This window comes from Oscillibacter sp., from assembly GCF_028693505.1.
Lineage (GTDB): Bacteria > Bacillota > Clostridia > Oscillospirales > Oscillospiraceae > Oscillibacter.
In genome coordinates this window covers 1-15,000 of the sequence record NZ_JAQUVF010000005.1, presented here as the reverse complement: position 1 = coordinate 15,000, position 15,000 = coordinate 1, and the positions used below count along the sequence as shown (strand labels likewise).

Genomic DNA, 15,000 nt, shown 5'->3' with positions numbered 1-15,000 from the left:
GCCTCCCTCCTTATTTGCCGATGGTGGCCACCAGAACGGCCTTAATGGAGTGCATCCGGTTTTCGGCCTCGTCAAACACCACGCTGTGGCGGCCGCGGAACACCTCGTCGGTGACCTCCCGAATGTCCACGCCCTTTTCCTCCCACTCCTTGGCAAGCTTGGTGTCCAGGTCGTGGAAGGAAGGCAGGCAGTGCAGGTACAAAACGTCCGGATTGCCGGTGGCTTTGAGGGTCTCCTCCGTCACGCGGTAGGGGGAGAGCAGCTTGGCCCGCTCGGGGATCAGCGCTTCCTCGCCCATGGAGGCCCAGATGTCGCCGTAGATCACGTCGGCGTCTTTGAGGCAGTTTTTGTCGTCGGTGATCTCAATGAGGCCGCCGTTTTCCCGGGCCGTGGCAAAGGTGCGCTTGACGATCTCAGGGTCCATTTCCTTGGCCAGCTGCTCCGGGCCAAGGCCCACAAAGTGCATGCCCATCTTCGCCGCGCCGATCATCCACGCGTAGCACATATTGTTGCGCACATCGCCGGGGAACACCACCTTCACCTTGTTCAGGGGCTTCGCGCAATGCTCCTCAATGGTCATCATATCCGCCAGAATCTGGGTGGGATGGTCGGCGTCGGTCAGGCCGTTCCAGACCGGGACGCCGGAAAATTTCGCCAGGTCCTCTACGGCTTTTTGCTCGTAGCCGCGGTACTCAATGCCGTCAAAAAAGCGGCCCAGCACCTTGGCGGAGTCCTCCAGAGACTCCTTTTTTCCCATCTGGGAGCTGTTTGCGTCCAGATACGTGACATGGGCGCTTTCCTGTGTGGCGGCCACCTCGAAGGAACAGCGGGTGCGGGTGGACGTCTTTTCAAACAGCAGCACAATGTGCTTGCCTTTCAAAGCGGGGTCGCAGATGCCGGCGCGGCGCTTGGCCTTCAGGTCATGCCCCAGATCCAGCAGATACCGGATTTCCTCGGGGGTAAAGTCTTGCAGAGTTAAAAAGCTCCGGCCTTTCAGATTCACTGCCATCTTATTATCTCCTTGTCATGATTGAACTTGCCGCAGGCATCCATTTTAAGATTTTGACTGCGGCGTGTACGTGGGCAAACTTCCTTGATCCAGCCGCCTTGGGCGGCGTTCACCAGTGACTTGGTCACTGGCGGTGGGGAATCGAAAGGGGGAGCGTGCTCCCTCTTTCTTACGTTCACGGATCGTCCCGCCACAGCGGCATGGACATGCACCGGGGTCCGCCCCGGCCGCGGCTGAGTTCCGCGCTGGGGATGGTGTGGATGCGGATGCCCGCCTCTTCGAGGGAACGGTTAGTCACGTAGTTGCGGGAGTAGACCACCACCTCGCCGGGGGCGATGGCCAGCGTGTTGCTGCCGTCGCTCCACTGCTCCCGTGCGGCGTCGATCTCACTGCCCTGTCCGCAGGGAATGAGGGTCACATGGTCCAGGTTCAGGTGTTCTTTGAGAATGTCCTCCAGCCGCCCGTCCTCCTGCCGGATCTTCATCTTCCGGTTTTCGTCCAGCTCCATTACGAACACGGTGATGCTGGAGAGAATGTTGGGGTGGACGGTGAACTTGTCCCGGTCCACCATGGTAAAGACCGTGTCCAGATGCATGAAGGAGCGGGTTTTGGGAATGTTGAAGGCCAGCACCTTCCGGAAGGTGGGACTCTCGGAGAGCACCGTCTCCGCCAGCGTGTCGATGGAGTCCTCCCGGGTGCGCTGGGAGATGCCAACGCCCAGCACCTGAGGGGAGAGGATCAGAATGTCGCCGCCCTCCAGAGAGCTGGTCTCGCCCCGCTCGTACCAGCGGGGTGCGTTCCGATACTCCGGATTGTGCTCAAAAATAAATTTGCCGAAGAGCGTCTCCCGGTTCCGGGTGGCGGTGTGCATTTTGTGGATGGAAACGCCCGTTCCGATGGTGGCAAAGGGGTCCCGGGTAAAATAGAGGTTTGGCAGGGGGTCCACGGCAAAGGGATACCCATCCTCCGCGGCGGAGAGATAGTCTCCCAGTTTTCCGCCCTTGCCCCGCAGCTGGCTTTTGCGGACGCCCGCCATCATGGCGGAGATCATCTCTTTATCCGGCATTTTACCGAAGTAATCCGCCAGAAGCTCTCCCGTGCGGGGGTCCTGCACGTCGGACTCCTTTAAAAATTGACGGATAAAGTCCTGCCGGACCTCGTCGCTGGTCAGCGAGTTTGCCACAAGGTCCGTCAGATACACGACCTCCACGCCCTGCTGGCGCAGACAGTCGGCAAAGGCGTCGTGTTCCCGCTGCGCCTCCCGCAGGTAAGGAATATCGTCGAACAGCAGACGCTCCAGATATTCCGGCATCAGGTTTTCCAGCTCTCCGCCGGGGCGGTGCAGCAAAACCTTTTTCAACCGGCCGATTTCAGACGTGTTATGGATTCCCGTCTCCAATTGGCTCACTCCTTTTCAGGGTCAAAAAGTAGGGTAGTTCGCTGTAAACTAGGGTTTCTGGATTTCGCGTTTTCATGCGTGTGAATTTGAATTTTCATAAAATGTTGGGGCGACGCAAAAAACCCCCGCCACGAAATTCGTGGCGGGGGTTTTTTAATAACGCGAAAATCAGCGGAGGTTTTCTTTTGCCAGCAGTTCCAGAATCCGTGCGTCGTCCTCGATGGTGGCGTTGGGCATCGGGAAGGTTCCGGCGCTGGAGGAGGCAATGCCCCGCAGCTTGATGGCTTCCTTCAAAACAGGCAGGAACGGATTGCGGATGGCATACAGGTCCATCAGACGGTCAATGCGCTGCTGGCCCTTGGCGATGCCGTCCAAATCGTTTTCCCGGAAGGCGCGCACCCAGGCGGAGGTGATCTCGGGCACCAGATTGCTCAGTGCGCCGATGCAGCCGTTGCCGCCGGAGATGACGTTGCGGGCAAAGTTGTCGTCAAAGCCGGAGTAAATTTCAAAGGTGGGGACACGGCTTTTGACCAGCTTAATCAGTTCCCGGGTGTGGTCCATGCCGCCGATGGTGTCTTTCAGTCCCACGATGTTGGGATGCATCAGCGCCAGCTGCACCACCGTCTCGGGGGGGATGGTATAGCCGGTGTTGTCGGGGAAGTTGTAGATGTAGATGTTGCCGTGGATCTCCTTGGCAAGACGGTCATAGTATTGCAGCAGTGCCTCCGGTCCGAAATGGAAGTAATAGGGAGGCAGAATCATCACGGCGTCAGCGCCGGCATCCAGTACGTAATTGGAAAAGGCGATGATCTCATCGGCCACCATGCTGGACGTGCCGATGATGAGCTTCACGCGATGGGCCACTTTTTCAATGGCGAACTTCGCCATCTCCCGGCGCTGTTCCATGTTCAGGGCGAAGAATTCGCTGGAGCTGCCCTCCACTAAAATGCCGTCAATGCCGTTTTCAATCAAATTGTTGTAAAGCCGCTCTTGGCTGGTGAGGTCCAGCGTACCATCCTCGTTGAAGAGCGTAATTGCGGGAGCAAGAAATGCCGCATTCATAATCTGATTCCCTTTCTTCGTTCGATTCGGTTTCCCCTGTTTTTGTTTGGTCTGTTTCATCTCTGCCGGAAATCACTCCAAGCCGCCACCCTGCATAGCGGAGTGGGCGTGCTCGGTATACATCTTGTAGAAGCCCTTGCGCGGCTCGCGGGGGATGATCCCCTTGGCGGAGCGCCGGGTAAGCTCGGCGGTGGCCTCCTCCACGGAGCAGGGCACGCCGTGGATGCCGGTCATGTTGATGGAGCGGTTTTCCACGCTGTAAGAAATCAGGTCGCCCTCTTCCAGGAAGGCAATGGGGCCGCCGGCAGCAGCCTCGGGAGAAACGTGTCCGATGGCGGCGCCGCGGGTCGCGCCGGAGAAGCGGCCGTCGGTAATCAGGGCAACAGTGCCGTTGATCCGCTCGTCGCAGCAGATAGCCTCCGTGGTGGCGACCATTTCGGGCATACCGCAGCCGCGGGGGCCCTCGTAGCGGATGATGACGATTTCGTGGGGATTGATAAGCTTCTTGGCCACGGCGTCGTAAGCGTCCTCTTCACTGTTGAACACGCGAGCCTTGGCGTTGACCACCTCGCGCTGGTTCTCCGCACAGGCGGCGTACTTCACCACGCTGCCGTCGGGGGCGATGTTGCCCTTCAAAATGGCCACGGAACCCTTTTCGTGGGCCTTTTCCACCGGGAAGATCACCTGCTCGCGCTTGAGGCCGTAGTTGGCGAGGTAGCCGAGGTTGCGCTCGAACCAGTTGTCCTTTTTCAGGTCCTCCAGATTCTCGCCCAGCGTCTTGCCGGTAGCGGTCATGACATCCATATCCAGCATGTCCTGCAACAGCCACTGGACCATGGGCACGCCGCCGGCGAACCAGAAGGATTCGGTCAGCTGGGTGCCGGAGGGATAGATGTTGCCGATGTGGGGCACCTGATGGTTGATCTCGTCAAACAGCTCGATGGGCATTTCGTAGCCCATCTCCCGGGCGATGGAGGGCAGGTGGAGCGTTGCGTTGGTGGAACCGCCGATGGCGCTATGGATGATGATGGCGTTGCGGAAGGCGGCAGGGGTCATGATCTGGCTGGCAGTGATGCCCTTTTCCGCCAGCTCCATGATCTTGCGGCCCGCCTCGCGGGAATATTGCAGCAGGTCCCGCATGGTGGCGGGCACCAGCGCGGCGCCGGGCAGGGTCAAGCCCAGCGCTTCGGCAAGGCACTGCATGGTGGAGGCGGTGCCCAGGAAGGTGCACGCACCCACAGAGGGGCAGCCGGTCAGCTTGTAGTCCCGCACTTCCTGGGGCGTGATGGCGCCGTCCCGCTTTTCACGCAGGGAGATGTCGCCGGCCACGATGGAGGTGGTCATGTTGGGACCGGGCCGCATAGAGCCGCCGGGCATAAAGATGGTGGGAATGTCCAGACGGGCCGCCGCCTTCAGGTGGGCGGGGATGGACTTGTCGCAGCTGGAGGCAAGGATCATGCCGTCCCAGGGCACTGCGCTGCCGTGGACTTCCACCATGTTGGCAATGGCCTCGCGGGAGGCCAGCACGAAGTTCATGCCGTCATGGCCCTGGGTGCAGCCGTCGCAGATATCGGTGGCGTAATACTTGGCAGGCTTACCGCCTTTTTCATACACGCCGTAAACGGCCTGCTCCACCATCTGATTGAGGTGATAGCTGCCGGGATGGGAGTCGCCGTAAACGCTCTCCACCATGATCTGCGGCTTCGTGATGTCAATATCGTCCCAGCCGGTGCCCATTTCCAGTGCATCGAACTGCGCCCAAAAGCGTCTCTCGTTCAAACTCTTTTGAATCATAGTAAACTCCTTATGTTTATTAAATTAACAGCGGTGGCATGACGTTTGCCATTCCGCCCGCCGCTTTTTTCAAATGTCATGTGCCGATGGTATCCGGCGGATCGCAAAAATCCGCCCGGCTTTCACGAAGCCGGTCCTGATTGGGAAAGGGTCACCGCCGCCGCCATACAGGCAAAGGCAGCGGTGGCCCTCTCTGCGCTTCATTGGTTGCTCGCAAGCCAAATTGTCAAGAATGCGACTGTTGGATCAGGCAGCGATCTGCCTTCTCCCGAATTGCGAAAGCTCTGCGTGGATTACATCAAACCGGCAACGATGAAGATGCAGCCGGCAACACCGGCGATCAAACCGGCAACGCCGCCGACCAGGGTGTTGTACTTGAATGTACGGGGAGCATCCATGTTGAACATGGACATGCTGACCCACCAGCCGGAGTCGTTGACGTGAGAGACGATCATGGTACCGGCGCCGATCATCACAGCGCAGGCAACGGGGCTGATGCCCAGAGAGCCCAGCATGGGCAGGCACAGACCGGCGGCGGTCATGCCGGCGGTGGTGCGGGAACCGACGGCGCATTCCATAGCGGCACCGATGACGAAGGGAACCAGCATGCCGGGGAAGCCGGTGGCGGCGACAACGTCGCCCAGCTGACCGGCAGCCTCAGCGCCCTTGATGATGGTGGCAAAACCGCCGCCGAAGCCGGTGACGATCAGGGGGATCAAAGCAACTTCCAGTGCTTCGCCGACCCAGCCGTTGAACATCATCTGGAAGAGGTTGGTCTCCTTCTTGCCAGTGGTTCTGTTGAAGCTGGCCAGAGCCTTTTCCTTATGGGTAGCAGCCAGCAGCCAGCCGCACACAACGCCCAGGAACATGGCGATGTTCCGGTTGCCGATGGTATCCAGAATCACGCGGGCGGTAGAGCCCTCGGCCATGGTCATGTCGGCAAAGGAGGCCAGAGCGATCAGAATAACGGGCAGCAGGATGGGGGACATGGCGGCCAGCACGCTGGGCAGACCCTCTTCCTTGATGAGCAGATCGTGGTAATCGCTGCTGGAGACCTCTTCAATGCCCTCCACATACTCGGGCTTGGGGGGATAGAAGTCCTTCGCGGCCCAGCCCTTCATGAGGACCCAGGTCAGCAGGTAAGCGATCAGAGAGCAAATGATGCCCCACAGAATGACAAGGCCCAGGTCTGCGCCCAGCAGGACGGAGACAGCCAGGATGCCGGGGGTGGGGGGCACCATGGAGTGCGTCAGGTTCAGGGGCAGGATGGTCATGGAAGCCATCAGACCCATGGGCTTGTGCTGGCGCTTGCCGATGATGGCGCACAGGGGGCTGATCAAAACCATGGTCACATCGCCGAAAACGGGGATGGACATGATGTAAGCGGCCATACCGGTGGACAGCTCCAGGTTCTTGCCGCGGAACAGCTTAATAAAGAAGTTGACCATGGACTTGGCGGCGCCGGAATCGCGAATAGAGCAGGCGATAATGGAGCCGAAGATGATGGTCATACCGATGCTGCCCAGCGTGGAACCAAAACCGCTGGCAATGGTGCCAACCGTATCGACCAGGGGCATGCCCAGAATCGAACCGGCCAGAACGCCACCGATAAACAGGGAAATAACGGGGTGAACGTTCATCTTTACGATTAAGAAAACCAGCACAGCGACGGAGATGATGATCGCCAGAATAAACTGCGTCATGATAGTAGTACCTCCTATAATTTTAACGTAGCCATAAGAACTTGCATGCGACTTCCCGCCATGGCTAAGCGGATTGCCGCACCGACCCGGGTGCATACTCGCCCGCGTCAGCGCTGAGAGCGGACGCATGCGTGATAACACGTCGTACGTCCTGCCGGCATCACGGATCCTGACAAACGGCACGGAGAGGACCCCGGTCCGTTTGCCTGTGTCTGTTTCGCAAGCTTCTCCCTTTTCTACCTCCCTTTCACATTCTCTCTTTCCTTTGGTGCAAGCGCAATTGGTATCTGTGTTTTCATCGACATCTATCAATGCCTATTTTACCACAAGATATCAACTTTTCAAGAACTGTGTGATATCTAAAAATATGCTTTTTGATTTCAGATAGAAACATTGACAAAATTTTGACTTTATGAAATTTGACCAATGTACTTTTGGCTGTATTTTTGTGATTTTATTGTAAATAAGATTATTTTTTGCAGGTTTTCTGCTTTTTTTGAAATTCTTTTTGTTGTATCCGTTTTATTTTTCACGCAGTTTATCATGTAACTATCATATTTTAACATATTGTTAATTGCTTTTTTGGAGGATTTCATCTGAAAAATATCCCTGTTTTCAGCAAAAACGGAGGTAAAAAATATCACAAATTTACACGCGGAACCGCCGTATTCTTTTCCGCAGGCAAACCGTTTGGCCCTAAAAAATTCCACCGTTTGCGCAATCGTTTTTTTACATATTTGAAAAAAAGGGCTGTTTTTTGCCAAAAAATATTCCAAAGCGCTGTTTTGTTTTTATTTTCACGCAAATGCCTTTTATAGGGGGGCAAGCAGGGTGAATGTATGAAATATTAAAGTGAAAATCAAAAAACATAATTTGCATTTTATTGCGTTTCCTATTACAATTATGCCGATACAATGAAAAATATTGTGGAAATTCCCCGCTTTTTTGCCCAAATTCTTTTGCTTTTTCCCGAAAGGCCGTTCTTTTTTCCTCCTTTTTCAGTGGAATTGCACGACGGAAATAGTGTCCGCATTTGAAATCAAAAACGCGACAAAGGTTATCGACCCCACTTGGCAAAAACGGTATATTAAGTTATGATAGCAGTGTCTGGTTCCTTTTGGGGCGCTTGTATTACTGTTTCAGCGTTTGCTTCCCCGATCGTCGCCCTTCGGAAATCCACTTTCAGAACGGCCGCGCCGCATCGTACCTCACTGCAGACGCCCGTTTTTTTGCCCATTATTGTCAAATAATTATCAAGCAAACTGAACTTGCGGCCGCTTTGCCCGCCGCAGTACGGGCTTTTATAAAGGGGGCTTGCGATCGTTTGACAATCGGCATGTTTTTCATTGAAACCCAAGTTGCTATCACTGTTACCCGCAGAAAAAAAGAAGAATCGAGGATCAGAAATGGGACACAAAGTTGTAATGGATGGTAATACCGCTGCTGCCTATGCATCTTACGCTTTTACTGAGGTTGCAGCCATTTACCCGATCACCCCCTCCTCCCAGATGGCAGAGGCCGTCGACGAGTGGGCCTCTCAGGGTAAAACAAACTTGTTTGGGAAACCCGTAAAGGTCATTGAAATGCAGTCCGAGGCCGGTGCGGCCGGCACCTGCCACGGCTCCTTGCAGGCCGGTGCGCTGACCACCACCTATACCGCCGCACAGGGTCTGCTGCTGATGATTCCTCCCATGTTCCGTATGGCCGGCGAGTTTTTGCCCGCGGTGTTCCACGTCTCTGCCCGGACCGTGGCCTCCAACATGTGGTCCATCTTCGGCGATCATTCCGACGTGATGACCTGCCGTTCCATCGGCTTTGCCATGCTGGCGTCCTCCTGCCCGCAGGAGGCAATGGACCTGGGCGCTGTGGCGCATCTTGCCGCCATCAAGGCCCGTCATCCCTTCATGCATTTCTTCGACGGCTTCCGCACCTCTCACGAGATGCAGAAGATCGACGCGCTGGAGTATGAGGCGCTGCGTCCTCTGGTGGACATGGATCAGGTTAACGCCTTCCGCAAGCACAGCCTGAACCCCGAGCATCCCCACGTCCGCGGCACCACCGCCAGCTCCGAGACCTATTTCCAGGGCCGTGAGGGCGGCAACTCCCACTACGCGGAGATCCCCGAGATCGTCCAGCACTACATGGACGAGATCAACAAGCTGACGGGCCGCAACTATCATCTGTATGATTATTACGGCGCCGAGGATGCCACCGAAGTTGTGGTGGCTATGGGCTCCGGCACCGAGACCATGCGCGAGACCGTGGACTATCTCAACAAGCAGGGCCGCAAGGTCGGCATGATCTCCGTGCACCTGTTCCGTCCCTTCTCCGCCAAGCATTTCCTCGCTGCCATGCCCGCAAGCGTCAAGAAGGTCGCCGTGCTGGACCGCACCAAGGAATCCGGCTCCGTGGGCGAGCCTTTGTTCCTGGACGTCAAGGCCGTTCTGACCAGCTCCGAGCGCAGCTTTGATTCCATCGTTGGCGGCCGCTTCGGCCTTGCCGGCAAGGACACCACCCCCAGCCAGATCGTGGCCGTGTACGAAAACCTCGCCCAGTCCGCCCCCAAGACCGATTTCACCATCGGCATCGAGGACGACGTGACCTTTACCTCTCTGCCCACCAAGAATCTGATCCTGCCCAAGCAGGGTGAGATCTCCTGCAAGCTGTGGGGTACCGGCGGCGACGGTACGGTGGGCGCCAACAAGAACTCCGTCAAGATCATCGGCGGCCAGACCGAGAAGTACGCCCAGGCCTACTTTGTATATGACGCGAAGAAGTCCGGCGGCGTTACCCAGAGCCACCTGCGCTTTAGCGACAACCCCATCCATGCGACTTATCTGGTCCAGGCCGCTGACTTTGTGGCCGTCCATAACGCCGCCTACCTCGAAAAGTTCGACGTGGACAGCGACCTCAAGGAGGGCGGCACCTTCCTGCTGAACTGCCAGTGGAACGAGGCCGAGCTGGAACAGCACCTGCCCGGCAGCCTCAAGCGCGGCCTTGCCGAGAAGAACGCCAGATTCTACACCATCGACGCTTCCGATATCGCCATGAAGCTGGGCCTTGGCAACCGCACGAACTCCGTGCTGCAGTCCGCCTTCTTCAAGCTGGCTGACATCATCCCCATGGACACCGCCATCACCGCCATGAAGGACGCCATCAAAAAGACGTACCTGGTGAAGGCCGGCCAGAAGGTGGTCGACATGAACTGCGCCGCCGTGGACGAGGGCGTCAACGCCCTGCACGCCGTGGAGATCCCCGAGAGCTGGAAGAACGCTCCCCTGGAGGAGAAGGACGACGGCAAGCACGACTTCCTGCATGATATCTTCAAGCCTCTGGACCAGATGCAGGGCGACAAGCTGCCCGTGTCCATCTTCCAGAAGTACGGCATCGTGGACGGCACCTGGCCCAACGGCACCTCCAAGAACGACAAGCGTGCCGACGCCATCATGGTTCCCGAGTGGGATGCCAGCAAGTGCATCCAGTGCAACCAGTGCGCCTACGTCTGCCCCCACGCGGCCATCCGCCCCGTGCTGGTGACGGAAGAGGAGAAGAAGGCTGCTCCCGCCGGATTTGAGACCATCGCCGCCAAGGGCCCCGGCCTCGAGAAGTATGGCTTCCGCATTCAGGTTTCCCCCTACGACTGCCTCGGCTGCGGCTGCTGCGTCAACGCCTGCCTCGCCAAGGACAACGCCTTGACCTTGAAGCCCGCCGCCACACAGGCTGTGCAGGCCGAGAACTGGACCTACGGCATTGAGACCGTCCCCGTCAAGAAGGACGCCGTCAACGTCAAGACCGTCAAGGGCAGCCAGTTCGCAAAGCCCTATTACGAGTTCCCACCCGCCTGCGCCGGCTGCGGCGAGACCGCTTACATCAAGCTGGTCACCCAGCTCTTCGGCGAGCGCATGTACATCGCCAATGCCTCCGGCTGCACCGCGGCCCACGGCGGCTCTCTGCCCTCCACGCCCTACTGCACGGACGACCGGGGCTTCGGACCTCCCTGGGAGCAGTCTCTGTTTGAGGACAACGCCGAGTTTGCCTTCGGCTTCCTGCAGGCCCACGAGACCGTCAACAGCGAGCTCGTGGACGCAGTCCAGCAGCTCAAGGACGCCGGCGTTGCTGCCGACGCTTGCGAGAAGTATCTCGCCGGCAAGGACAATGCCGAGGTTTCCCGCGAGGTCTCCGACGACCTGCTGGCCGCTCTTGAGAGCGCCGATGTGAAGGCGGAGGCCAAGGTTTCCGCAGACTTCGTCCTCCAGAACAAGGAATTCCTCTCCAAGAAGTCCGTCTGGGCCTTCGGCGGCGACGGCTGGGCTTACGATATCGGCTTCGGCGGTCTGGACCATGTCTTGGCCTCCGGCAAGGATATCAACATGCTGGTTCTGGATACCGAGGTGTACTCCAACACCGGCGGACAGTCCTCCAAGGCCACCAACGTGGGCGCCGTGGCGCAGTTTGCCGCTGCCGGCAAGCGCACCAAGAAGAAGGATCTGGGCATGATGCTCATGAGCTACGGCTACATCTATGTGGCACAGGTGGCCATGGGCGCCGATCCCAACCAGACCCTCAAGGCCCTCCGCGAAGCCGAGGCCTATCCCGGCCCCTCCGTGGTCATCTGCTACGCGCCCTGCACGTCTCACGGCATCCCCAAGGGCATGAGCAACTGCCAGCAGGAGATGAAGCGCGCCGTGGAGGCCGGTTACTGGCACCTGTACCGCTACAACCCGATGCTGCGGGAAGAGGGCAAGAATCCGTTCACTCTGGATTCCAAGGCTCCCGCCAACGACTTCATCGACTTCATCCGCTCCGAGCGCCGGTTTGCCTCTCTGGAGGCCAAGTTCCCCGAGGACGCCAAGAAGCTCTTCGCGGAGGCCGCACAGGGCGCACAGGACCGCTATGACAACTACGTCAACATGAGCAAGCGGTAAGTTTCCCCCTATATCCATACCATTCCTCCCTTTCCTAACCCAGTTGGAAAGCCGGCTCTGGACCGACCGCGCAAGCGGCCGGTCCTAGAGACGGGCCGGTTTTCCATCACTGGATCGGCGAGGGAGGCAATGTCGCCTTAAACCTTCCATTAAATCGCGGGCGGTTTCGCCGCGCCGCGGGAGTATGCACGAAGAGAGGATTATAGATTATGAAAACTGCTCAGGAGTATAAGGATAGCCTGCGCGAGCGGAACATCCGGGTCTACGTAAAGGGCGAGCTGCTGGACAGCCGCGCGGTCATTGACCATCCCTTTATCCGGGGCCATGTGAACTCCGCCTCCATGACCTACGCACTGGCCAACACCAAGGAGTACGAGGACTTGATGACCACCACCTCCCACCTCACCGGTCACAAGATCAACCGCTTCACCCACGTCCACCAGTCCACTGACGACCTTCTGAAGAAGGCCAAGATGCTGCGTACCATCTCCCAAAAGACCGGCACCTGCTATCAGCGCTGCGTGGGCTTTGACGCCATGAATGCCACCTACACCGTGACCTATGAGTGCGACAAGGCGCTGGGCACCGACTATCACGAGCGCTTCAAGAAGTTCCTCATCATGGTGCAGGACAACGACTATATGGTCGCCGGCGCTATGACCGACCCCAAGGGCGACCGCAGCCTGCGTCCCGGCCAGCAGAAGGACCCCGACATGTTCGTCCACGTGGTGGAAAAGCGGCCGGACGGCATTGTCATCCGCGGCGCCAAGGCCCACATGACCGGCATGGTCAACTCCCACTGGATGCTCATTATGCCCACCATGGGCATGCAGGAAGATGAGGCGCAGTACGCCGTCTCCTGCGCCATCCCTGTGGACGCCCCGGGCGTCACCCACATCTTCGGCCGCCAGACCAACGACGACCGCAAGTGCGAGGGCGCGATCGATCAGGGCAACGCCAACTACGGTATCGTGGGCGGCGAGTGCCTGACGGTTCTGGACGACGTGTTCGTTCCCAACGAGTATGTGTTCATGAACGGCGAGTATCAGTTCTCCGGTCTGCTGGTGGAGCGCTTTGCCTGCTATCACCGCTCCAACTACGGCGGATGCAAGGGCGGCGTCAGCGACGTTGTCATCGGCGCCGCAGCACTGTGGGCCGACTATCAGGGCACCAGCAAGGCAAGCCACATCAAGGATAAGCTCAATGAGATGATGCACCTGACGGAAACGCTGTACGCCTGCGCCGTCGCCGCCGCCTGCATGGGCGGGCCGACCCCCTCCGGCGCCTACTTTGTGGACCGCCTGATGGCCAACGTCTGCAAGCACAACGTCACCAAGCTCATCTATGATATCGACCGTCTGGCCCAGGATATCGGCGGCGGCATCATCGCCACCATGCCCTCCGAGTCCGATTTGAGAAACCCCGAGATCGGCAAGTGGGTTGAAAAGTACCTCCAGGGCGTCAGCGGCATCCCCACCGAGGACCGCATGCGCGTGGGCCGTCTGCTGGAGAACATGACCGGCGGCACCGCCCTCGTGGAATCCATGCACGGCGCAGGCTCTCCCCAGGCTCAGAAGGTCATGTACGGCAAGCTCTCCGGTCTGGAGCAGAAGAAGAAGTTTGCCGCCAACATTGCCGGCGTGGGCCGTACCAAGGAATAAGCAAATTTTTAAACCCTCTCAGCGCAGCTCCATACATATGCCCGGTCAGGGGCCGGAGGCGCGCTAATAATAAAGAAGGAATGAAGAAAGACTATGGATTTTTCTCTCACTCGTGAACAGGCCCTGGTCCGCAAGATGATGCAGGCCTTCACCGAAAACGAAGTAAAGCCCATCGCGGCCGAGATTGACCGCAACCACGAATACCCCGCCGAAAACGTTGCCAAGCTGTTTAAGCTGGGCGTCATGGGCATGACCATTCCCACCCAGTACGGCGGCATGGGCGCCGACCAGCTCTCCGCCGCCATCTGCACCGAGGAGCTGGCCAAGGCCTGCGCCTCCACCAGCGATATCGTGGCTGGCCACACCCTGTGCTGCGTGCCCATCTTTGAGCACGGCACCGAAGAGCAGAAGCAGAAGTACCTCCCCATGCTGACAAAGGGCGGCGTGCTGGGCGGCATGGGCATCACCGAGCCCAACGCCGGCAGCGATGCCTCCAAGAGCCAGACCGAGGCCAAGCTGGATGGCGACCACTACGTCATGAACGGCTCCAAGTGCTTCATCACCAACGGCCCCGACGCCGGCGTGTTCGTGGTGTTCGCCATGACCGACAAGTCCAAGGGCAACAAGGGCCTCTCCGCCTTCATCATTGAAAGCAGCTTCCCCGGCTTCTCCATCGGTAAGGTGGAAGAGAAGATGGGTCTCCACGGCGTGCACACCTCCGAGCTGGTGTTCACGGACATGATTGTCCCCAAGGAGAACCTGCTGGGCAAGGAAGGCGCCGGCTTCAAGATCTGCATGCAGACGCTGGATACCGGCCGTATCGGCATCGCCGCCCAGGCGCTGGGCATTGCCGAGGGCGCCATGGCCGAGGCCGTTGAGTATACCAAGGGCCGCGTCCAGTTCGGCAAGCCCATCAGCAAGTTCCAGAACACCCAGTTCACCTTTGCCGATATGTGCCTGCGCATTGAGTCCGCCCGGTTGCTGGCCTATCAGGCCGCCACCATGAAGGGTCAGGGCGTCCGCTGCAGCAAGGAGGCCGCCATGGCCAAGCTGTCCGCCTCCGAGACCGCCATGTGGGTCACCACCAAGGCGCTGCAAATGTTCGGCGGCTACGGCTATACCTGTGATTATCCCATGGAGCGCATGATGCGCGACGCGAAGATCACCGAGATCTACGAGGGTACCTCCGAGGTCCAGCGCATCGTCATCTCCGCCAACATGGGTCTGTGATAGGAGGAAGAAACGACATGAAGATTATTGTATGTGTCAAGCAGGTCCCCGATACCTCCGGCAAGGTGGCCGTGAATCCGGACGGCACGCTGAACCGTGCATCCATGCAGACCATCACGAACCCGGACGACATGAACGCGGTGGAAGCCGCGCTGAAGCTCAAGGACGCCACCGGCTGCAAAGTCACCGTGGTCACCATGGGTCCTCCCCCCGCTGC

General features: G+C 58.4%; 10 protein-coding genes and 1 pseudogene. 4 read left to right on the top strand and 7 right to left on the bottom strand.

From position 1 onward, the window contains the following. Positions 1–10 precede the first annotated feature (10 nt). The 7 genes from argF to PHI30_RS02405 form a co-directional block, all read right to left on the bottom strand. Positions 11–1,009 (bottom strand): ornithine carbamoyltransferase, encoded by a 999-nt coding sequence (gene argF, locus PHI30_RS02435; RefSeq protein ID WP_300023425.1) that lies wholly within the window; start codon positions 1,007–1,009, stop codon positions 11–13. Positions 1,010–1,184: 175 nt separating this feature from the next. Continuing rightward, entirely contained in the window at positions 1,185–2,408 is a 1,224-nt protein-coding gene (gene arcA, locus PHI30_RS02430) for an arginine deiminase (RefSeq protein ID WP_300023422.1), read from the bottom strand. A gap of 168 nt (positions 2,409–2,576) precedes the next feature. Beyond that, the gene (locus PHI30_RS02425) at positions 2,577–3,470 is read right to left on the bottom strand and encodes a dihydrodipicolinate synthase family protein (RefSeq protein WP_300023419.1); all 894 of its coding nucleotides are present in this window, start codon (positions 3,468–3,470) and stop codon (positions 2,577–2,579) included. A gap of 72 nt (positions 3,471–3,542) precedes the next feature. Next, the gene (ilvD, locus tag PHI30_RS02420; RefSeq protein ID WP_300023417.1) at positions 3,543–5,264 is read right to left on the bottom strand and encodes a dihydroxy-acid dehydratase; all 1,722 of its coding nucleotides are present in this window, start codon (positions 5,262–5,264) and stop codon (positions 3,543–3,545) included. A 293-nt stretch (positions 5,265–5,557) separates the two neighbouring features. Further along, a complete protein-coding gene (locus PHI30_RS02415; protein ID WP_300023414.1) occupies positions 5,558–6,967 on the bottom strand; it encodes a hypothetical protein in 1,410 nt (469 codons plus the stop codon). A gap of 410 nt (positions 6,968–7,377) precedes the next feature. Continuing rightward, positions 7,378–7,743 (bottom strand): hypothetical protein, encoded by a 366-nt coding sequence (locus PHI30_RS02410; protein ID WP_300023411.1) that lies wholly within the window; start codon positions 7,741–7,743, stop codon positions 7,378–7,380. Continuing rightward, positions 7,697–8,044 (bottom strand): hypothetical protein, encoded by a 348-nt coding sequence (locus tag PHI30_RS02405; protein ID WP_300023408.1) that lies wholly within the window; start codon positions 8,042–8,044, stop codon positions 7,697–7,699. Before PHI30_RS02405 ends, PHI30_RS02410 begins: the two co-directional genes overlap by 47 nt. Before the next feature lie 347 nt (positions 8,045–8,391). Between PHI30_RS02405 and nifJ the strand changes: the two genes are divergently transcribed. The 4 genes and pseudogenes from nifJ to PHI30_RS02385 all read left to right on the top strand — a co-directional run. Beyond that, positions 8,392–11,892, top strand: a complete 3,501-nt coding sequence (gene nifJ, locus PHI30_RS02400) for a pyruvate:ferredoxin (flavodoxin) oxidoreductase (RefSeq protein WP_300023405.1) — start codon at positions 8,392–8,394, stop codon at positions 11,890–11,892. Between the two features lie 209 nt (positions 11,893–12,101). Beyond that, positions 12,102–13,553 carry a 4-hydroxyphenylacetate 3-hydroxylase N-terminal domain-containing protein gene (locus PHI30_RS02395; protein WP_300023402.1) on the top strand — a complete coding sequence of 484 codons (1,452 nt, stop codon included), beginning with the start codon at positions 12,102–12,104 and terminating at the stop codon, positions 13,551–13,553. A 93-nt stretch (positions 13,554–13,646) separates the two neighbouring features. Beyond that, positions 13,647–14,783 (top strand): acyl-CoA dehydrogenase, encoded by a 1,137-nt coding sequence (locus PHI30_RS02390; protein WP_300023400.1) that lies wholly within the window; start codon positions 13,647–13,649, stop codon positions 14,781–14,783. A gap of 17 nt (positions 14,784–14,800) precedes the next feature. Then, a pseudogene (locus tag PHI30_RS02385) lies at positions 14,801–15,000 on the top strand (electron transfer flavoprotein subunit beta); the annotation flags it as partial.

Bases quoted from the DNA above. Each gene is read 5' to 3' on its own strand.
- argF (WP_300023425.1), bottom strand. From the start codon at position 1,009: ATGGCAGTGAATCTGAAAGGCCGGAGCTTTTTAACTCTGCAAGACTTT.
- PHI30_RS02425 (WP_300023419.1), bottom strand. From the start codon at position 3,470: ATGAATGCGGCATTTCTTGCTCCCGCAATTACGCTCTTCAACGAGGAT.
- ilvD (WP_300023417.1), bottom strand. From the start codon at position 5,264: ATGATTCAAAAGAGTTTGAACGAGAGACGCTTTTGGGCGCAGTTCGAT.
- PHI30_RS02415 (WP_300023414.1), bottom strand. From the start codon at position 6,967: ATGACGCAGTTTATTCTGGCGATCATCATCTCCGTCGCTGTGCTGGTT.
- nifJ (WP_300023405.1), top strand. From the start codon at position 8,392: ATGGATGGTAATACCGCTGCTGCCTATGCATCTTACGCTTTTACTGAG.
- PHI30_RS02395 (WP_300023402.1), top strand. From the start codon at position 12,102: ATGAAAACTGCTCAGGAGTATAAGGATAGCCTGCGCGAGCGGAACATC.
- PHI30_RS02390 (WP_300023400.1), top strand. From the start codon at position 13,647: ATGGATTTTTCTCTCACTCGTGAACAGGCCCTGGTCCGCAAGATGATG.